General features: G+C 65.2%; 21 protein-coding genes. 13 read left to right on the top strand and 8 right to left on the bottom strand.

What is annotated here, in order from left to right; all coding sequences use genetic code 11:
- Window positions 1-69: 69 nt before the first annotated feature.
- Complete coding sequence (locus QX051_RS11710; protein ID WP_315776190.1) at window positions 70-840, bottom strand: SOS response-associated peptidase; 771 nt, start codon at window positions 838-840, stop codon at window positions 70-72.
- 86 nt (window positions 841-926) lie between these two features.
- Between QX051_RS11710 and QX051_RS11705 the strand changes: the two genes are divergently transcribed.
- The 4 genes from QX051_RS11705 to QX051_RS11690 all read left to right on the top strand — a co-directional run bounded on the left by QX051_RS11705 (window position 927) and on the right by QX051_RS11690 (window position 2,798).
- Window positions 927-1,448, top strand: a complete 522-nt coding sequence (locus QX051_RS11705; RefSeq protein WP_315717204.1) for a hypothetical protein — start codon at window positions 927-929, stop codon at window positions 1,446-1,448.
- 65 nt (window positions 1,449-1,513) lie between these two features.
- A complete protein-coding gene (locus QX051_RS11700; RefSeq protein ID WP_315754043.1) occupies window positions 1,514-1,933 on the top strand; it encodes an NUDIX hydrolase in 420 nt (139 codons plus the stop codon).
- Between the two features lie 31 nt (window positions 1,934-1,964).
- Window positions 1,965-2,363, top strand: coding sequence for a TIGR02301 family protein (locus QX051_RS11695; protein WP_315717206.1), 399 nt, complete (start codon window positions 1,965-1,967; stop codon window positions 2,361-2,363).
- Window positions 2,364-2,531: 168 nt separating this feature from the next.
- Window positions 2,532-2,798 (top strand): hypothetical protein, encoded by a 267-nt coding sequence (locus QX051_RS11690; RefSeq protein ID WP_315776189.1) that lies wholly within the window; start codon window positions 2,532-2,534, stop codon window positions 2,796-2,798.
- A gap of 856 nt (window positions 2,799-3,654) precedes the next feature.
- Here the strand turns inward: QX051_RS11690 and QX051_RS11685 are convergent.
- Window positions 3,655-3,954 carry a hypothetical protein gene (locus tag QX051_RS11685; protein ID WP_315776188.1) on the bottom strand — a complete coding sequence of 100 codons (300 nt, stop codon included), beginning with the start codon at window positions 3,952-3,954 and terminating at the stop codon, window positions 3,655-3,657.
- Window positions 3,955-4,318: 364 nt separating this feature from the next.
- On the opposite strand from QX051_RS11685, the gene QX051_RS11680 reads away from it, so the two are divergent.
- A complete protein-coding gene (locus QX051_RS11680; RefSeq protein WP_315776187.1) occupies window positions 4,319-5,713 on the top strand; it encodes a serine hydrolase in 1,395 nt (464 codons plus the stop codon).
- A gap of 199 nt (window positions 5,714-5,912) precedes the next feature.
- On the opposite strand, the gene QX051_RS11675 is transcribed toward QX051_RS11680, so the two are convergent.
- The gene (locus QX051_RS11675; protein ID WP_315776186.1) at window positions 5,913-6,356 is read right to left on the bottom strand and encodes a CBS domain-containing protein; all 444 of its coding nucleotides are present in this window, start codon (window positions 6,354-6,356) and stop codon (window positions 5,913-5,915) included.
- 733 nt (window positions 6,357-7,089) lie between these two features.
- Between QX051_RS11675 and QX051_RS11670 the strand changes: the two genes are divergently transcribed.
- On the top strand, window positions 7,090-7,611 hold the full coding sequence (locus QX051_RS11670) for a protein phosphatase CheZ (RefSeq protein WP_315739983.1): 522 nt from the start codon (window positions 7,090-7,092) through the stop codon (window positions 7,609-7,611).
- Between the two features lie 132 nt (window positions 7,612-7,743).
- On the opposite strand, the gene QX051_RS11665 is transcribed toward QX051_RS11670, so the two are convergent.
- Window positions 7,744-9,078 (bottom strand): dihydroorotase, encoded by a 1,335-nt coding sequence (locus QX051_RS11665; protein WP_315776268.1) that lies wholly within the window; start codon window positions 9,076-9,078, stop codon window positions 7,744-7,746.
- 198 nt (window positions 9,079-9,276) lie between these two features.
- On the opposite strand from QX051_RS11665, the gene QX051_RS11660 reads away from it, so the two are divergent.
- From QX051_RS11660 to QX051_RS11630, 7 genes are all read left to right on the top strand, one after another.
- Window positions 9,277-10,161, top strand: a complete 885-nt coding sequence (locus QX051_RS11660) for a folate-binding protein (protein ID WP_315776185.1) — start codon at window positions 9,277-9,279, stop codon at window positions 10,159-10,161.
- Between the two features lie 9 nt (window positions 10,162-10,170).
- A complete protein-coding gene (locus QX051_RS11655; RefSeq protein ID WP_315776184.1) occupies window positions 10,171-10,800 on the top strand; it encodes a DNA-3-methyladenine glycosylase I in 630 nt (209 codons plus the stop codon).
- A complete protein-coding gene (locus QX051_RS11650) occupies window positions 10,797-11,414 on the top strand; it encodes an HD family hydrolase (RefSeq protein ID WP_315739980.1) in 618 nt (205 codons plus the stop codon). Before QX051_RS11655 ends, QX051_RS11650 begins: the two co-directional genes overlap by 4 nt.
- Window position 11,415: 1 nt before the next feature.
- The gene (locus tag QX051_RS11645) at window positions 11,416-11,655 is read left to right on the top strand and encodes a hypothetical protein (RefSeq protein ID WP_315717219.1); all 240 of its coding nucleotides are present in this window, start codon (window positions 11,416-11,418) and stop codon (window positions 11,653-11,655) included.
- Window positions 11,652-11,876: a hypothetical protein gene (locus tag QX051_RS11640; RefSeq protein WP_315739979.1), complete on the top strand. Its 225-nt coding sequence runs from the start codon at window positions 11,652-11,654 to the stop codon at window positions 11,874-11,876. Before QX051_RS11645 ends, QX051_RS11640 begins: the two co-directional genes overlap by 4 nt.
- A gap of 101 nt (window positions 11,877-11,977) precedes the next feature.
- Window positions 11,978-12,484 (top strand): tyrosine phosphatase family protein, encoded by a 507-nt coding sequence (locus QX051_RS11635; protein ID WP_315739978.1) that lies wholly within the window; start codon window positions 11,978-11,980, stop codon window positions 12,482-12,484.
- A 193-nt stretch (window positions 12,485-12,677) separates the two neighbouring features.
- Window positions 12,678-15,368: a DUF2339 domain-containing protein gene (locus QX051_RS11630; protein ID WP_315776183.1), complete on the top strand. Its 2,691-nt coding sequence runs from the start codon at window positions 12,678-12,680 to the stop codon at window positions 15,366-15,368.
- A 12-nt stretch (window positions 15,369-15,380) separates the two neighbouring features.
- Here QX051_RS11630 and QX051_RS11625 read toward each other — a convergent pair whose 3' ends face one another.
- The 4 genes from QX051_RS11625 to QX051_RS11610 all read right to left on the bottom strand — a co-directional run bounded on the left by QX051_RS11625 (window position 15,381) and on the right by QX051_RS11610 (window position 19,722).
- Entirely contained in the window at window positions 15,381-17,069 is a 1,689-nt protein-coding gene (locus QX051_RS11625; protein ID WP_315776182.1) for a methyl-accepting chemotaxis protein, read from the bottom strand.
- A gap of 458 nt (window positions 17,070-17,527) precedes the next feature.
- Window positions 17,528-17,761, bottom strand: coding sequence for a DUF6894 family protein (locus QX051_RS11620; protein WP_315739975.1), 234 nt, complete (start codon window positions 17,759-17,761; stop codon window positions 17,528-17,530).
- Window positions 17,762-17,937: 176 nt separating this feature from the next.
- Window positions 17,938-18,621, bottom strand: a complete 684-nt coding sequence (locus tag QX051_RS11615; protein WP_315776181.1) for a hypothetical protein — start codon at window positions 18,619-18,621, stop codon at window positions 17,938-17,940.
- 114 nt (window positions 18,622-18,735) lie between these two features.
- Window positions 18,736-19,722: an MDR family oxidoreductase gene (locus QX051_RS11610; protein WP_315776180.1), complete on the bottom strand. Its 987-nt coding sequence runs from the start codon at window positions 19,720-19,722 to the stop codon at window positions 18,736-18,738.
- Between the last annotated feature and the right edge of the window lie 59 nt (window positions 19,723-19,781).

Genomic DNA, 19,781 nt, shown 5'->3' with positions numbered 1-19,781 from the left:
AGAGGCCACGGCGTACTGGATCCCCGCTTTCGCGGGGGATGACGGTCTTCTCTGTCGAGATATCCCGCCTCAGAACAAGCTCCCCTGCCCGTCATCCGCGGGCGCAGGCGAAACTTTGCGGGATGCAACCTTCTTTGCCGGCTTGCGCTGCGCGTCCTCGGCGGCGCGCATCTCCGCGGTCATCGGCAGCAGCAGCTGCTCGTCGTCGTTGGCCACCGTGTTGACGCGCGTGGACACCTCGTACCACGCGAACTCGCCCTCGCGAGGAGGGATCAGCAGCCGCATGGCCTCGTCAGGATCATCGGAGCGGCAGTCGAGCCACAGCGCGAAATCATCCGGCCTGATCGTCACGGGAACACGATGATGCAGCGTGGCGAGATCGCGGCTCGCAGCCGCGGTGACGATCGCCACCGTATCGACCTCCTCGCCGTTCGGCCCGCACCAGGTCTCGGCGAGGGCCGCGAAACCGAGCGGCGCGCCGTCACTGCGATGGATGAAGAACGGCCGCTTGCGACCATCGATCACCTGCCACTCGTAATATCCATCCGCGGGCACAAGCACGCGGCGCCGCCGGATCGCATTCTTGAACGCCGGCTTCTCGCGTACGGACTCCGAACGCGCATTGATCAGCAGCGTGAAATTACGGGGATCCTTGACCCAGGCCGGAACGAATCCCCAGCGCATGAGCCGAAAATGCCTGATGTCCTGGTCCAGAAGAACTACGGGAATCGGCTGCGTCGGAGCAATATTGTGCCGCGGCGGAAAGTTCGGCTGTTCCTCGTAGCCGAAAATCTGCCTGAGAGCCGCGGGTGGTGAAGTGATCACGAAGCGTCCACACATAATCTCACTCAAATCGTCGTGTGTTCAGCACCTTTTAACTTAGGTTGCCAACACTGCAGCGGATGACCGCAGCGGCGACCCATTCCGTGCCTACCGATCGCACGACCCAACGACCGGCGGGCAGCGCCATTGACCCGGCGCGGGCCGCGATGCTGCGCGCCGCCAACATCAATCCGCGCACCGGGCTCGCCACCGACTATCTGAATCATTTCAACGAAGCCGTGATGCTGCTCGAAATGATTCCCGATATTCCGGAATGCGCCGAGGATTTTCTGGCGTGGTCGCCGCTGACCTATCCAGAACATTTCACGCACACCAATTTCAAGGCCCGCGATCTCGTCATCGAGGCCTATGAGCAGGCCGATCCGGCGATTCGCGACAAGTTCGATCATCTCACGAAGACCATGACCGACATCCTGCTCGCGGTCGGCAGCGCGATGCGCGCTGCCAAGCAGGACGCCACCAAGGCCAAGCTCGCCGAGCAGGCCGCGGCGTGGGTCAAGCCGCTGGTGACGCAGGCCGGCGGCATCATCAATGGCGACATCGAGGTCGACCCTGACCCGGTCGACGAGGTCGACGCCGTCGATGCCATCATGGCAAGCTTCTGAGCAGCACGGGCTGCCGGCCCGGCAGTCTTCACGCTATGGTGCAGACCACGCCTGGAGCCATTGGCATGACCGCCCCGACGCCGCCTCGCCACCCCCAACTCGCCGTCAGCGCCGCCATCTTCCGCGATGGCAAGCTCCTGCTGGTGCGCCGGGCGCGTTCCCCCGCCAAGGGCGTCTACACGCTGCCCGGCGGCCGGGTGGAGCTCGGCGAGACCCTGCACGAGGCCGTCGCGCGCGAGGTCATGGAGGAAACCGCACTCTCGATCGCAATTGTCGGGCTGGCCGGATGGCGCGAGGTCCTGCCGGCCCAGGGCGGCGGCGGCCACTATGTGATCCTTCCCTTTGCGGCCCGCTGGCAGGCCGGAGAGCCCCGGCTCAACCCGGAACTAGACGACTTTCAGTGGCGCCTCCCCGATGCGCTCGAGGGCCTCACGCTGACCGACGGACTGCCGGAGATCATCGCCGCCGCACGGACCCTGGTGTAGGCGCCTTGCGTCCGCCGTCCGGCAAAGGCATATGACGTCGGTGTTCCCCATGATCCCCAAGCGCCTCCTGGCCGTCCTCATGCTCGTTGCCGCCTGCGCCATTGTGCCCGCGCGCGCACAGGATGCGGCGGCGCCGTTCGATGGCGATCTGCAGCGGCTGGCCGAGATCCTCGGAACCCTGCATTACCTCCGCGGCATCTGCGGCAGCAATGAAGGCGCCAAATGGCGCAACCAGATGCAGGCTCTGATCGATGCCGAGACGCCGTCGGGCGAACGCCGCGCCCGGATGATCGCCGGCTTCAACCGCGGCTATAACGGCTTTCAGCAGACCTACCGGACCTGCACGCCGGCGGCGATGGTGGCGATCCGCCGCTACATCGACGAGGGCTCGAAGATCTCGCGCGACCTCACGGCGCGCTACGCCAACTGACGGCCCATGGTTGACGGCGCGCGGGCGTTATCCACGTTTGCGTTAACCTTGTTAACCTTTCCTAAAGAACTGGCCTAGGCGTCCGCCGCCTGCGTGGTAAACCTCACTGGTCCGGCGCGTCCGCGTTCGGAATTCAACGCGCCTCGCGGCCCCGCCAGACTGAATTCAATGAGCTTTCCCGTCACTTTCAGCGCCCTCCCCGCCGTCCTGCCCGACCACGAGCAGAAGCAGGCCGCGCTCAGCTACCTCAACGAAGCCTGGGCGGAAGCGCGCCATGACGGCGTCGACGGCGACTGCCTGGCGCAGGCCAGCCTGTTCGCGGCGCTGGCCGAACTCGTCACCACCTATGGCGAGGACGCGGTGGCGACCTTCGTCGAAAACCTGCCGGAGCGTGTCCGCAACGGCGAGTTCTCGCTGTCGCGCGCGACGCAGTAGGTTCTCCCGCTCCTCGCGGGTAGCCCGGATGAGCGCAGCGACATCCGGGGTCTCATCCGCAGCCTCGTTGAACCCGGATATCGCTGCGCTCATCCAGGCTACGACAACTACGTCGACAAACTCCGCGTCATTGCGAGCGCAATGACGGAGCCAAAAACGAAGAGCGCCCATCGGGGCCGAGATCTGTCTTCACATCTCAAACAGCATCGAGACACGCCTCATCGTCCCCGCGGCGCAATGCGTCCGAGCGATGACCGATGTTCGGCCCTCATTCAATCGAGGGCGCAGGGAAGGCTGGGCGTCGGCTGACGCCCATGGCCCCCGTGCGAACAAAAGTGCACGGGGCAGGAACCACAGGTGCAGCCGGATGAGCCCAGCCTTCCCTGCGCGATGGTTTTAACGCTTCTTTCGCGCTCTCCCTGGGGACCGGCTTGATTGCCCCCATCGCCTGCGCCGATGCTCTCGCATCACGCTCAGGCTTGACCTCGGCATCGGGAGGCCAGGACCACGCGACTTCACGTCCGCATCGAAGGTTGTCCGTCCGCGCAGCCAAAGCCACGCTGCAACCCGACACGTCCACCGCCTGCCCGCCTCGCGTCTCGTGACGACCGCGCGTACGCCCCTCTCGTTGAGGCGGGATGGGTGGAGGATAGACACGTATTCTGGAAAAACGAAAGTGAAATCTTTCGCCCGGAAGGTGCTACGGGCGCGATCACGTTGAGACAATGCGCAAAATTGCCGTTTCGGCACAGGCGTTTCGTGTAGTTGCGGCGAGCCCGAACGACGGCGTTGCAAACAAGATCGCGCGACTGATTCGCCCGACGGGCTTTGTTGTCCTTGCGTTGATTGCGGCGCTTCAGTCCCAATCCATTCCGCCGATGACGCCAAGAAACCAGCCGCCGATAAAAGCGGCCGTAAGCGCCATGAGATGGATCGTCACGGAGGGACCAAGGTCCTGGTTGTCTTGAACATGACTAAGTCCAATCAACCCAAACTCAAAAATTGCCGCGCAGAATACAGGCCAAAGCGCCCGCCGCCGCGCTGCCAGCCGCTGGGCCGGGCCAGCCCCCCGAGCGTTCCGTGATAGAGTCATGGATCGGCGAAGCGACACCACGGCAGTCAAGACGACCACGATCATAAAGGCGATGAAGTACACCAGACATTATCCTTGGGGCCAGCCGTACCGTCTTGAAGGTCACAGGCGAATAGCGCGAACCGGTCTCCTCAACCCTAAGAAGACAACAAGATACAGCCGTGTCGGAGCGCTGTTCCCAGGCCCCTGCTTCCGGTTGAGCATCAGAAGCAGACCTTCACGCGAGCCGGCGACCAGATCCGTTATGGGCCTTTTCACACAGCCAGGGCCACAAGCGGACATTTGTCTCGTGTTGAGGGATCGAGCTACGTTAACGTCGGCTGCCTAGAGGTATCAACCGATGATTGTGATACGGTTTTGCTTGCTGACCGCTCTACTGTGTCTCGGCGTACTGTTGTGGCGATCAGAAAAGATTGAGGCTCAGAGGATGATCTCGCCCGAAATCCAGCGTCGAATCGATGATGTCTGCGCGTGCCTCAGGACGAAGGTGGTGGAGAAGGACGATCCTCACATTTGTCAAAGGCTCCCGGACCGCATGGCCGCTGATCGAGTGCCGGGCGTCAGCATTGCGGTGATCCATAATGGCGCCGTCGAATGGGCGCAGGGATTTGGCGTCGCACAACTCGGGGGCGGCCCCGTGACGGCCGATACCCTGTTCCAGGCCGGTAGCATCAGCAAGCCGGTCGCGGCGATGGCTGCGCTTCATCTCGTCGAGCAAGGCAAGCTGGCGCTCGACTCGGACGTCAATCAGGCACTGACCTCGTGGAAGATCCCCGCAAGCGCAGCTGCGCCAGGCGCCGTGGTTACGCTGCGTGAGTTGCTCAGTCACACTGCCGGGCTCACGGTGCACGGATTCCCGGGCTACTCGGCGGGTGCTCCGATTCCCTCGCTCGTCCAAGTCCTAGATGGAGAGAAGCCAGCCAACACCGCCCCCGTTCGCCTGGAGGCTGCTCCGGGAAGCCGTTGGAAATACTCCGGCGGTGGCTACACGGTGATGCAGCAGTTGCTGCTCGACGTCTCGCATCAACCGTTCCCTAAGCTCATGCATGACACAGTGCTTGCGCCTATCGGCATGACCCGCAGTACCTACGAACAGCCGCTGCCGGTGGAACTGCGCTCCAGCGCTGCGACGCCCTACAAGGCAAACGGCGCTCCTGTAGAGGGCGGGTCCCACATCTATCCGGAAATGGCGGCTGCAGGACTTTGGACGACGCCGACTGACCTCGCGCGATACGCGATCGAGATTCAGCGTTCGCTGCTGGGCGATTCAAATCGAGTGCTTTCGACTGAGATGACCAAGCAGATGCTCGTTGCCGGTCAAGGCAATCACGGTTTGGGTTTTCCGATCGGGGGCTCGCAGGAAAATCCCTTCTTTTCGCACGGTGGTATCGACGAGGGTTTCGAAGCGGTGCTCGTCGCCTATCAGCATAGTGGCGATGGAGCGGTCATCATGACCAACGCGCAAGGCGGCCAGCTACTAGCGACCGAGATCTTGCGCAGCATCGCTTCGGTCTACGGCTGGCCGGATTTTCATCCGATCGTCCGCACGAGCGTAGAGGTCGATCCCGCTATTCTCGCGACATACACTGGCGTCTATGACTTTACGCCGACGTTCTCGATCACCATCACTCTGGAGAATGGGCAACTGATGTCGCAAGCGACCTATCAACGCAAAATCCGGCTATTTCCCGAGTCGCAGAGCAAGTTCTTCGCGAAAGTCGTTGACGCCCAGTTGGAGTTTTTCTCGACGGACGCCGGGCAGATCTCCCATCTAGTTCTTCATCAGAATGGCAACGACGCGCGGGGCGAGAGAAGGCATTAGCGCGTCAGACCTGACCACATTCCTGGGCTGACCATGCACCGCGAACAACGTCGGCCTCGGGTCACAAGCGGCCCCTGCGCTTCCACGGTCGTTAACTTCCGGTGCACCCCGACAGCGGACGTCGCGGGGGCGGGCGGAAAGGTCCGAGATGGGCTCACAAGCAGACATAGGCGGAGAGCGACGGCACCACGTTCGTCCGTCAGCCCCCGGGGCCGTCCTTCATGATGTAGCCCATCAGGTCGTCCACGTTGTGCTCCAAGTCCCGGATGATGTTCTTGACGACGTCTCCGACCGAGATCACGCCCACGACCTTGCCCGCGTCCAGCACCGGCAGATGGCGAAAGCCACGTTGAGCCATCATCGCCATGCAACTGTCCAGCCGGTGGTCCGGCTTGACCGTCACCGGGTTGCCCGTCATCACCTGGCCCACCGGCGTCTGCTTGGCGTCGAGCCCGGGCAGCAGCACCTTGATGGCGCAGTCCCCCTGGGTCACGATGCCGACCAGCGCGCCGTCGTCGATGACGAGCACCGACCGGACCCGGTTGTCGCGCATCTGGCGCAAGGCTTCGACGACCATGTCGTCGGAACGAACATGGATCAGGGCGCCATTCTTCTGGGCCAGCGCGCTTCTTACTGTGCTCATCGATGTCCCCTCCTGGACCCCGTCCTGCCCCGCCTTGATGGTCCGGATGGCAGGATAGTCGAAATATCCGGCTTCGTCAGCGCCTCGCCGATGCGGTGCGCCTAGCCGTGGACCGAACGATGGTTGGGTCACAGGCGGCTTATCGATCCCCTGGATTGCAGACGTCAGGTCGTCCCCGAGAGCGGAACCATCGGGTGCCGGCAAAAATGTTGCTCGGCAAAACGCAAGTCGATCGACGATCGCGGTCAGTAGAGAGCTCTGGGTCAAGAGGCGGCGTACTGGAATTTCTCCCCCACGTCCGCGTCGTCCCTGGCAGCGGACATTCGCATTCATTTTGGCCGGCCGACGCCGCCTGCCTCCTGTCGTGACGCCCGCTCGCTCATCCAGGCTCCAAGGGCCGTCCCGGCGTCGCGGAAACCGACAGCAGACCGAGCACTGCCCAACGGCAGCCCTCGGCAGCCATGTCGCTCGGAAACTCTTCACAAAGCAATTTGAAGGCTTTGACGGGAATGAACATGCGCCCTTAACGAAAACGGGCAAAAATAGGTCGCTGATCTTCACCTACCTGACCACAGTGCCGTTTCGAGCTTACGCGAAATCTCGATAGCCGCGTCGCGAGCCGGTCACCGCCGAAGCGAAATCCGAAATGCCTTCACAGAAGCGCAGGCCGGGGTTTGCAACTGCCGCGTGAAGAATTGGTAAGGAAACGTTAAGGAAAAGTCGGGGATTTCTGATGATTGCGCCGGAAGAAGAGAGGTTGCTGAAAACCTACCTGGTCGAGATGTTCGGCCAGATTAGCAGCATGCGGCGCGAACTCGCCGCTCTTCAAGGCGACGGCAAGGGCAGTTTCGCGACGATGACCGACACCCTCGACGCGATCGTCGAGAATACGGAGGTGGCCGGGAACGCGATCCTCGAAAGCATGGAGGCGATCGGCGCCAGCGTCGCGAAGTTGCAGAGCGTCAAAGACCCGACGGCCGCGGCGGTCAGCGACGAGATCGTCGACAGCACGAACAAGGTGTTCGAGGCGTGCGCGTTCCAGGACCTCACAGGGCAGCGGATCACGCGGGTGGTCAAGTCGCTGCAGTTCATGGAGGACCACATCAACAAGCTCGTCCGCATCTGGGGAAAAGAGGAGCTGGCGCGGCTGGCCACCGAGCTTGCTGCCCCCTCGAGCGTCCCAGACTTGCTGGAGGGCCCGAAGCGGCCCGGCGTGGCGATTTCCCAGGACGACATCGACAAGCTGTTCGCGTGAACGACGGCCGGGCGTGATGCCCGCTCCGCGTCATTGCGAGGAGCAGAGCGACGAAGCAATCCAGGGCCGCGCAAGGACTCTGGATTGCGTCGCTGCGCTCGCAATGACGGAGCAAACTAACGCGTAGCGCCGTTACGGCCGCAGCGTCTCCGTGAAGCGTACCGGCTCGCCGATCGCTGGCGTCAGCAGCTCGCCCTGCCACATCACGCGTTGACCGCGGACGAACGTGCCGACCGGCCAGCCGGTGACGCGTAGGCCATCATAGGGCGTCCAGCCGGCTTTCGAGGCGACCCATTCGTTGGTGATGGTCTCGCTGCGCTTCAGGTCCACGATGGTGAGGTCGGCGTCGTAGCCGGCGGCGATGCGGCCCTTGCGGGCGATGTTGTAGATGCGGGCGGGGCCGGCGCTGGTGAGGTCGACGAAACGTTGCAGCGACAGCCGGCCGGCATTGACGTGGTCGAGCATGATCGGCACCAGCGTCTGCACGCCGGTCATGCCGGAGGGCGAGGCCGGATAGGTCTTGGCCTTCTCCTCGGCTGTATGCGGCGCGTGGTCGGAGCCTAAGATGTCGACGATGCCCTGGTGGACGCCCCACCAGATCACGTCGCGATGATCGACTGATCGCACCGGCGGATTCATCTGCGCGTAGGTGCCGAGCCGCTCGTAGCACTCCGGCGCCGCCAAGGTGAGATGATGCGGCGTCGCCTCCACGGTGGCGACGTCCTTGTGGTCGCGCAAATACACGATCTCTTCTTTCGTCGAGATGTGCAGCACGTGGATGCGCTTGCCGGTCTCGTGCGCGAGGGTGACGAGACGTTGCGTGGCGCGCAGCGCCGCCTCCTCGTCGCGCCACACCGGGTGTGAGCGCGGATCGTTCTCGACGCGCAGGTCCTTGCGCTCGTTGAGGCGGTACTCGTCCTCGGCGTGGAACGCGGCACGGCGGCGGATCACCTGGAAGATGCGGCGCAGGCTGTCGTCGTCCTCGACCAGCAGCGAGCCGGTGGAGGAGCCGACGAACACCTTTACGCCGGCGCAGCCCTCGGCGCGCTCCAACACCGGAAGCTGCTCGACATTCTCGCGGGTGCCGCCGATGAAGAAGGCGAAGTCGCAATGCATGCGATGGTGGCCGGCAGCGACCTTGGCGGCGAACGCCTCTTCGGTCACCGTCAGCGGATTGGTGTTGGGCATCTCGAACACGGCGGTGACGCCGCCCATCACGGCGCTGCGCGAGCCGGTTTCGAGGTCCTCCTTGTGAGTGAGACCAGGCTCGCGGAAATGCACCTGGGTGTCGATCACGCCGGGCAGCACGTGCAGGCCCTTGCAGTCGATGATCTCGGCGGCCGAGGCTGTGCCGAGATCGCCGATCTCGACAATACGTCCGCCTGAAATGCCGATGTCGCGGACGCCCTCGCCGTCCTGATTGACCACGGTGCCGGATTTCAGAATGACGTCGAAGCGCGCGCTCATGAAGCCCTCATAGGATTTCATTCTCCTGACCGCCCCAAGACAGATCGATCATGCTGCGCGCCTGCCCATTTGCTGGCCTCCGGTGGCACGCGAGTCTCGATCTTTAGAATGAAGCCACCGCGCGGCGGCGTTTCAGCCTTGTGGTTTATGCCTGGGCGGCTTACGTTTCAGTGCGGCCTGTCGCAAGAGGTTTTTCGGATGAAGGCGACGTTTCTCGACGACCGGGGCGTGGTCCAGGTCAGCGGCGACGATGCACGCAAGTTCCTCAACGGTCTCTTCACCACCGACGTCACCAAGCTCACGCCCGGCGATGCCCGGTTCGGCGCGCTGCTGACGCCGCAGGGCAAGATCATCGTTGATTTCCTGGTGGCGCAGGTGCCGGCGACCGACGCCGGCGAGCGCTTCCTGCTCGACTGTCCGCGCGCGCTGGCGCAGGCGCTCACCGACAAGCTCAACCTCTACAAGCTCAGGGCCAAGGTCGCGGTCAGCAATCGCTCCGGAGAGCTCGGCGTGATCGCGGTCTGGGATGGCGCCATCGGCGCCACGCCGGAGCCGAGCTTCGCCGATCCGCGTCATGAGCGCCTCGGCGCGCGCGTCATTGCGCCGCAGGAGGCGCTCGCGGAGATCGCCGCACGGCTCGGGGCCGAGATCGTCGAGACCGACGCCTATGAGGCGCATCGTATCGACTGCAGCGTGCCGCGCGGCGGGCTCGACTTCACGTATGGCGATGCCTTCCCGCACGAGACCAATATGGACCGGCTGCACGGCGTCGACATCGGCAAGGGTTGCTATGTCGGCCAGGAGGTCGTGAGCCGCATGCATCATCGCGGCACCACGCGCACGCGCGCGGCGAAGGTGCTGCTCGACGGGCCGAGTCCCGAGCCGGGCACGCCGATTCTGGCCGGCGACAAGACCGTCGGCACCATGGGCTCGGCCGCCGCGCAGAAGGGCATGGCGCTGCTGCGCATCGACCGCGCCGCCGAGGCGTTGGAGGCGGGAACGCCGCTTACCGCCGGCGGCCTCGTTCTACGCATCGCTGATCCCGACGCGCTGCAGGGCGCGCCGAAACAGACGGTCGCCTGAGCCGGTCTCATGGGTCGCGCTGCTGTCGTCCATCCCGATGGCCTGACGCGCTGCCCCTGGCCGGGCAGCGATCCGCTCTATGTCGCCTATCACGACACCGAGTGGGGCGTGCCGGAATATGACGACCGCGCGCTGTTCGAGAAGCTGATCCTCGACGGCTTCCAGGCCGGGCTGTCGTGGATCACGATCCTGCGCAAGCGTGACAATTTCCGCCGTGCCTTCGACGATTTCCAGCCGGAGAAGATCGCTGGTTACACCGACAAGAAGATCCACGCGCTGATGAACGATGCCGGCATCGTGCGCAACCGCGCCAAGATCGAAGGGACGATTCTCAGCGCGAAATCCTGGCTCGACATCCAGGACAAGGGTCCCGGCTTCTCCAAGCTGCTGTGGGACTTCATGGACGGCGCACCCAAGGTCAATCAGTTCAAGACCACCGCGAGCGTGCCGGCCTCGACGCCGCTGTCGATCAAGATTTCGAAAGAGCTGGCCTCGCGCGGCTTCAAGTTCGTCGGTCCCACGATCGTCTACGCCTTCATGCAGGCGACCGGGATGGTCAACGACCATCTCGTCACCTGCTTCTGCCACGAGACCTGCAGCGGCAAGCGCCGCACCCCACGCCTCAAGCCTCCCAAATGACGACTGACAAGGCCCCGAGCGGGCACGACCGCGTCTGGCAGCGCATGCTGTCCGGCCGGCGGCTCAACCTCATCGATCCCTCGCCGCTCGATGTCGAGATCGCCGACATCGCCCACGGGCTCGCGCGTGTCGCGCGCTGGAATGGCCAGACCACCGGTGCGCACATCTTCTCGGTCGCGCAGCACACGCTGCTGGTCGAGACGGTGATGCGCGCGCGCAAGCCGAACATCGATGCCCGGCTGCGGCTCGCCGCGCTGCTGCACGATGCGCCGGAATACGTCATCGGCGACATGATCTCGCCGTTCAAGGCGGTGCTCGGCGACGGCTACAAGAGCGTCGAGAAGCGGCTGCTCGGGGCGATCCACATCCGCTTCGGGCTGCCGGCGGAGATTGCTCCTGAGATCGAGCGCCAGATCAAGGCGGCCGACCGCGGCGCCGCTTTTCTGGAGGCGACCCGGCTGGCCGGCTTCTCGGAGAGCGAGGCGAAGAAGCTGTTCGGTCGCGACCCCGGCCTGCCGGATGCCACCGTGGCGGACTATTTGACGCCCTGGAGCGCGGCCAAGGCCGAGAAGCAGTTCCTGACCCGCTTCCACGCGGTGCTGGGGTCGTGCTGAGATGCCGCTGACGCCGGACGAGCGCCGCAATGAACGGCTGAAGCTGGCGGCCAACTGGGTCAACACGCTGGCGACGGCCATCGTCACCGCCGGGACGTTCGTGCCGCTTGCCCAGTTCGTCTATGGGGTGCTGCCGCCCAGCACCCCCGCGGGCCTGATCTACGGGTCGGGCGTCGTTTGCATTATCACCGGAGTGCTCATACATTTGCTGGGTCAGTGGATCCTGGGAGGTCTTCGATGACCCTGCACCAGCTCGTTGCCCTGAGCTTTCCGCTTCTGACCGCCTTGGCCGTCGCCATCGTGGCCCTGTTCGTGCGCCGGCCCTGGTCCGAGAAACCGGTCGAGATCGCCCCCCAGAACCGTGAGCGGCTCCTCGACCATCTCGAGCGACTGAACGCGGAGATCGAAGGCAAGGCCCATCTGGTTCGCCAGGAGCTGCGGCAGCTCAAGAACACGCGCTGAGGGCTGTCGGCGCATATATGCGCCAGCCCGACAGCAGACATCCAAAACCCGCTTTTGCCCTTGTGCCCCCATTCGTATAATCGGGCCTCCAAAGGCTCGCCATGATCCACGTCTGCTCACTCGCCGCCCTGCCCGAGACCGTGCGCCTGACCGGCGCCAGCCACGTGCTGACCATCATGGCCAATGTCGAGCAGGTGAAGCGGCCGGAGACGATCCGCCCCGAAAACCATCTGCGGGTCTCGGTCGACGACATCACCGAGCAGCTTCCGGGCTTCATGGCGCCGAGCGAGGATCACGTCGCCCAGGTGCTGGAATTCGTGCGCGGCTGGGATCGTGCGGCGCCGCTGGTGATCCACTGCTATGCCGGCATCAGCCGCTCCACCGCAAGCGCCTTCGCCACGGCCTGCGCGCTCAACCCCAATCGCGACGAGCTCGATATCGCCTGGGCGATCCGCCAGGCCTCGCCGATCGCCTCGCCGAACCGGCTGATCGTCAGCCTGGCCGACAGGGCACTGGGCCGCCAGGGGCGCATGGTGCGCGCGCTGGACGCGATCGGGCCCGGCGCCATGATGGTCGACAGCGCGCCGTTCCGGATCGATCTGGACTGAGTTGCGACGCGGCGGAGCCGCGTACCGGTGCGCTTTGAACTTATGTTCCACGGTTTGACACAGAGGGAACGACGGCCATCGGGCGACCCGCCGCGGGCCGTCGGCCGATTCGCTGCGCCAGCGGTCCACCCGCAGGCCGGCGCGTTCCACCCCTGACGCCCACCAGCGCCATCGATTGAGGATTCCCCGCGTGATGTTCGATTGGCCCCTGGATTGGATCGCGCTGCTGGTCGCGTTCGCGGCGCTCGCCTTCGCGCGCCGGATTTCCGATCGCCTGGCCGAGGTCCAGGCCCGGCTGGCCAAGCTCGAGGCGGCACGCCCGATCGCGGCTGCGCCGGTGGTCGCGCCGCCGCTCAGCCCGCTTCAGGAGCCCGCTGAAGCCCCGCCAATGCCGCCGCCATTGCCGGAGCTGACCGAGCCCGAGCCTGCTCTCCAGCCCGCGGCGATGGCGAGCGACGACGCGGCCGAACAGCCGCCGCCGCTCGCGTCCCCGCCACCCGTGCCGCAGCCTGCGGCCGGCTTCGAGGAGCGCATCGGCACCCGCTGGGTGGTGTGGATCGGCGGGCTGACCTTGGCGCTCGGCGGCTTCTTCATGGTGCGCTATTCGATCGAGGCCGGCCTCGTCGGCCCCGAGGTGCGCGTCGCGCTCGGCGCGCTGTTCGCCGCCGCGCTGCTTGCGGCCGGCGAATGGACCCGGCGCAAGGAGAGCATCTCGCAGATCGCAGCGCTGCCGATCGCCAACATTCCGGCGATCCTGACCGCGGCCGGCACGGCGGTCGCCTTCGCCACGATCTACGCGGCCTACGCGCTGTATGAGTTCCTGCCGCCCGCGATCGCCTTCGTGCTGCTCGGCATCGTCGCGCTGGGCACGCTGGCGGCGGCGCTGCTGCACGGCCCGGCGCTGGCCGGGCTCGGCCTCGTCGCCGCATTCACGACGCCGGTGCTGGTGTCGACTGGCGAGCCGAACTACTGGGCGCTCTACATCTACCTCGCCATCGTCACCGCCGCCGCCTTTGCGCTGGCCCGCGTGCGGCTGTGGCGCTGGCTCGCGATGACCACGATCGGGCTGTCGTTCCTGTGGACCTTGCCCGGACTCGACGCGGGCGTCGAGACGGTGGCGCCGCATGTCTTCCACGTCGCTGTTGGTTTCGCGTTGGCCGCGCTGATCGTGGTCTGCGGCTTCATGTTCGGACCCGCGGCCGAGAACGACGAGGTCGAGCCGATCTCATCCGTCGGCCTGGCGGTTTATCTGCTCGGCGCCATGCTGGTCGTGCTGGCGAGCTTCCATGACGGTCTGGCGCTGATCGGCTTCACCGTGCTGGTCGCGGCGACGCTCGCGGTCGCCTGGCGCGCGCCGAGCGCCGTCGGCGCGGTCGCCGCCGCCGCTGCGACCGTGTTCCTCGTGTTCGCCGAATGGGCGTTGCGCGACAATCCGGACCTGCTGGTGCTGCCGGGCGGCGCGTTGCCCGGGATGGGGCCGAACCCGCTCGGCGCATCGGTCACGTCGCATCTGGTGACGGCGGCGATCTTCGCGCTCGGCTTCGGCGGCGCCGGCTTCCTGGCGCAGGGGCGCTCGCACAACGCGATCGTGCCGGTGGTGTGGTCGGCGGCCGGCGTGTTCACGCCGCTGGCGCTTCTTGTCGCGCTCTATGCGCGCATCGCCCATCTCGACCGCTCGATTCCGTTCGCGATCCTCGCCGTCGTGCTCGCCGCCGTGTTTGCCGTCGCCACCGAGGCGCTGACCCGGCGCGAGGAGCGTCCGGGCCTCAGCGCCTCGATCGCATTGTTCGCGACCGGCACGCTGGCCGCGCTGGCGCTGGCGCTGACCTTCGCGCTGGAGAAAGGCTGGCTGACGATCGCGCTGGCGCTGATGTCGCTCGGCACCGCCTGGATCTTCGAGAGCCGGCCGATCCCGTTCCTGCGCACGCTGGCGGCGGTCTTTGCCGGGCTCGTCGTGCTGCGCATCGGCTACGATCCGCGCATCGTCGGCGCCGATGTCGGCACCACGCCGATCGTCAACTGGCTGCTGTGGGGCTATGGCGTGCCGGCGGCGTCGTTCTGGGGCGCGAGCTATCTGATGCGCCGCCATGGCGACGACGCGCCGCTGCGCGCGGTCGAGGCCGCCGCGATCCTGTTCACGACCCTGCTCGCCTTCCTGGAGATCCGCCACGCCGTCAATGACGGCGACATGCTGGCGGTGCCATCGCTCGCCGAAGTGGGACTCGACGTCTGCGTGGCCCTGGCGCTGGCGATCGGGCTGGAGCGGCTCCGGGAGCGCAGCGGCAGCATCGTGCACAACATCAGCGCCGTGATCCTGACCGGCTTTGCCGGCGGCGCCACCGTGCTCGGGCTGCTGCTGCTCGAGAATCCGATGATCTCGGATGTCGCGATCAAGGGCGGCCTGCTCAACATCCTGATCCTGGCCTATGCGTTCCCGGCGGTGCTGATGCTGCTGTTGTCCTACGCGGTCGCAGGCCGCCGTCCGCCGGCCTATGGCAATACGCTGGCCGCGGGCGCACTGATCCTGGCGCTGTCCTATGTCAGCCTCGAGATCCGCCGGATCTATCACGGCCCCGATCTGACGGCAGGGCCGACCAGCGCGGCCGAGCAGTACACCTATTCGATCGCCTGGCTCGCCTTCGGCGTGGTGCTGCTCGGGATCGGAATCATCGTGCAGTCGCAACGCGCCCGTCTGGCGTCCGCCATCGTGATCGCGCTGACGATCCTGAAGGCCTTCCTGATCGACATGTCGGCGCTGACCGGCGTGTGGCGCGCGCTGTCATTCATCGGGCTCGGGCTGGTGCTGGTCGCGATCGGCTGGCTGTACCAGAAGGTGCTGTTCCGACGGCAGCAGCAGGCGCCGCCGGCTCAGCCGGCGGCGTAGCGCCATGTCGGATTAGGCCGCGCGCACCGACTCCAGGAACGACGCCACCTCACGCTTCAGCCGGTCGCTGTCCGAGGCCAGCGATTGCGCCGCGGCCAGCACATGCGTGGAGGCCGTTCCGGTTTCCGTCGCGCCGCGCTGCACGTCGACGACGTTCACAGAAACCTGCTGCGTGCCCTCCGATGCCTGCTGGACGTTGCGCGAGATCTCCTGCGTGGCGGCACCCTGCTCTTCCACGGCAGCCGCGATCGCCGACGAGATTTCCGACAGCCGCTCGATGGTCGTGGAGATCGCCCGGATGGCGCCGACCGATTCCTGTGTCGCCGCCTGGATGCCGGACACCTGCTGGCCGATCTCGTCGGTCGCCTTGGCGGTCTGCTCGGCCAGCGCCTTCACCTCGGAGGCGACGACCGCGAAGCCGCGGCCGGCCTCGCCGGCACGAGCGGCCTCGATGGTCGCATTCAGCGCCAGCAGATTGGTCTGGCCGGCGATCGTGTTGATCAGTTCGACGACGTCGCCGATCCGCGCCGCGGCCTTGCTCAGCTCGCTCACGCGATCGTTGGTCATGCGCGCCTGGTCGACGGCCTCGGTGGCCATGCGGGCCGATTCCTGCACCTGGCGGCTGATCTCGGTGATCGACGACGATAGCTCCTCCGTCGCGGACGCGACTGACTGCACGTTGGTCGAAGCCTCCTCCGAAGCAGCCGCAACCGCAGTCGAGATCTCCTGCGAACGCGTCGCGGTGGATGACAGCGCGCCGGCGGAATGCTCGAGCTCGGTCGAGGCCGACGACACCGTCTGCACGATCTCGCCGATGGTCGCCTCGAACTGGCGGGTGATATTGTCGACGCGCCGGCCGCGTTCGATCTTGACCTCGGCATCGTGGGCCGCGAGCTCGTCGGCCTCCTTCTTGGCGATCAGCGCCTCCTTGAACACCTGCAGCGTATCGGCCATGGCGCCGATCTCGTTCGGCTCGCCGCGATGCGTGACTTCCGCGCCGAGATCGCCCTTGGCGAGCTCCTGCATCGGCTTGATGATCGACGCGATGCCGGACGAGACGTTCTGCACGAGATAGAATCCGACGGCGATGCCGGCGATGACGGCGGCGGCAATGATCGAAACCACGAGCCAGATCGCGCGCGAGAAGCTCTCGGCAGCCTGCCGCGTCGCGTTGTCGGCGCCCTTGTTGTTGAACTCGATGTCCTGGATGAAATACTTGTCGGCGTCACGCGCGATCGCCGCGGCCGACTTTTCCAGCATTTCGGTGGCCTCGCGCGGAATCTTTCCGACGCTCTTGTTGGATTCATCCATCACCTGCTTGACGGCGACGACGTACTTCTCCCAGGACTGCACCCAGTTGTTGTAGATCGCGCGTTCCTCGGCCGAGGTGATCATCGGCTCGTAAGTCTTGCGGTCCTTGTTGATCGTCTCGAGGATTCCGTTGACGCGCTTCTCCGCGGCCTGCTTGGCCTCGGTCGTCTCCGACATCACATGCGCGCGCAAGGCGATGCGCAGCAGGTTGATGTCGGCGCGCAGCTCGCCGATCGCGCGCACGCTTGGCAACCAGTTGGTGGCGATGTCGACCGTGTTGGCATTGATCGACTGCATGCTGGTGACGGCGAGCACGCCGAGCCCGCACATGGTGACGAGCATGAAGGCGATGACCGAAATGATCTTCGTACGAATGGACATTGTTGACACGGAGGACCCCAGCTGACTGCGTGGTTCGGCCGCGTTCTGCCAGCGCCAGAGACGGCCCGAACATCCAGGTCTGCGCTGCGCTGCGCGGTCGAGGTCAGAGGATCAGAGGGCTCCGAAAATTCCGAACCCGCATGTCGTCTCTGACGACCTCATTGGGCGCGAAACAGGCTTATCGGAGGTTAATGCTGGAACCGTAAGATTACTGACAATGCGCGTAAAATGATGGCCCTCAGGGACGGCGCGGTGCTCCTGAACCGGCGCCCGAGGCACCGGATCTCCCGATACCGTTGACGGATCGTGTGGAAGCAAAACCACGAATGGCGTTCGGCAACATCACAAACGCCGTCTGAGCGCGAGAAGTGTGACGGACGGAGAACACGCCCTCAGCGGATTGGCGCCACGGCGCACCGGACCTCGAATCCGATGGCCAGCGGCGCAATCACCCGGACAGTTGGAACTCAGCCGACCGCTTCGGACATCAGGCGGATCCGGAACACTGGCTGCTTGGCTTCGTCGAGCAGCTCCATCTGCCACTCGGCCCCCTGCTGCAACGACTTCGAGATGCCACCGATCAGGTCGGAGCAGACAGCCGTCAGCTCGTTCCAGGCGGTTTCCCGGTTGGCGAATTCATAAGGCTGATCAGCAGCGCCAGAATAGCGGCCCTGGCTGATTCGGAAGAAATAAAGCGACATAACGACCCTTTCTCGTGGGCCACCCCCCTGGTTGCAAACTGCACACGAGTCACTACCGAGGCATGAATTTGAGATTCCGTACGACTACGGCGCAATGACCACTAACGTGCGGTCAGCTTAAAATATTGCTCTATGTTAATAGGGGACTGGTTTTTCAATAATCGGTGAACTAACAACTAATCGGTCGAGCGACGCAGCTCCGGCGCCGCATCCGACTTCGCGTTATCGGATCTGGTAATTTCGGTCTTCGCGTTTTCGGCCTTGGCGTTTTCGGCCTTGGCGGTTTCGGGCTTCGCGCTTTCCGCCTTGGCGGCCTTCGCAGGATCCGCCTTCAGGGGTTCTACCTTGCTGCGCTCCACCCGCGGGGTCTCGACCCGCGCCGCCACTTCGGTGTGCAAGCCGTCGGCAGCGGGAACAGCAGCGCGCGCGGCGCGCGGCCGCGCCACGGCGCGCGCCATCAGCATGGTGGCTCCGCCCTGATGCTGGAAGTCGCAATAGGCGAAGGCGCTGAGCCCGGAGACCGAGCCGCGGAAGCTGCGGTCGTCCTTCTTGTCGAGGTTGAAGCACGGCTCGAACGGCATGCCCTTGATGGCAGCGCAAACGTTCTGGCCGCGAATCTGCAGGGTGTTGCCGGGCAGGCGGATGTGACGCACCGGGCCAGAGCCGGAGAACTGCACCGCGCCCGCCGCGCCCATGTCGTCGAGGATGCGGCCCGCGCCACGGGTGCCGTCGACGCAGGTGAAGGCGAACACCTTTCCGGCGACGAATTTGCGGGCCTCGTCGGCTGTCATCGAACCCGCAACCGCAGGAGCAATCACGGCACCGGCAGTCACGGTCCCCAGCAATATACGCGCGAGCATGCATCAAACTCCCACTTAACCCAACGCAGCGGGTAAGGCGGTATCTTTACCCCATGCTTACCATACCAACCATGGCAACAATGGAGCAGCATGGTTTGAAAAGTCTGAACATCCTCAGGATATTCTTACCACCGTACGGCCGCGGACCTGGCCCGCGAGAATCTGCAGCCCCAGCGACGCCACTTGGTCCAAGGCAATTTCGTGAGTGATTTCAGCTAGTTTTGCGCGATCCAAATCAGTGGCGAGGCGCTGCCAGGCCGCCTTGCGCGCCGGCAGCGGGCACATCACCGAATCGATGCCGAGGAGGCATACGCCGCGCAAAATGAACGGCGCCACCGACGATGGCAAATCCATGCCGGCAGCGAGGCCACAGGCGGCGATGGCACCGCCATATTGGGTCATCGCCAGCAAGTTGGCGAGCGTATGCGAGCCGACGCTGTCGATGCCGCCCGCCCAGCGCTCCTTCGCCAGCGGCTTGGCCGGCCCGGACAGCTCGTTGCGGTCGATGATTTCGGCGGCACCGAGCGACTTGAGATAGTCGGCTTCGGCCAGGCGGCCGGTCGAGGCGATCACGTGGTAGCCGAGCTTGGCGAGCACAGCCGTCGCCACCGAGCCGACGCCGCCGGCCGCGCCCGTCACCACCACCGCCCCGCTGGCCGGCGTCAGCCCGTGCTTCTCCAGGGCCAGCACGGCCAGCATCGCCGTGAAGCCGGCGGTGCCGATGGCCATGGCATCCCGGGCCGACAGGCCCTGTGGCAGGCCGACGAGCCAATCGCCCTTGACCCGCGCCTTCTCGGCATAGGCGCCGAGATGGGTCTCGCCCATGCCCCAGCCGGTACAGATCACGGCATCGCCCGGCTTCCAGGCGGGATGGCTGGACTGCTCGACCGTGCCGGCAAAATCGATCCCCGCGATCATCGGGAAGCGCCGGACCACCGGCGCCTTGCCGGTCAGCGCCAGCCCGTCCTTGTAGTTCAGCGCCGACCACTCGACCTTGACCGTGACGTCACCGTCCATCAGCTCGGCTTCATCGAACTGCGTCAGCGTCGCGGTCGTTCCCTTGTCCGCCTTGTCGATCCGGATCGCCTTGAACGTTCCCACAGCGGCACTCCCTGCGCTTTCTTTGTCTCACGCCATGTTTAGCCGATCGGGTCGGCCGC

This window comes from Bradyrhizobium sp. SZCCHNR1053, assembly GCF_032381235.1.
In the GTDB taxonomy this organism is placed as follows: Bacteria; Pseudomonadota; Alphaproteobacteria; order Rhizobiales; family Xanthobacteraceae; genus Bradyrhizobium.
Note: the sequence above shows the minus strand (reverse complement) of the source record. Positions and strands in the feature narration are given on the sequence as shown.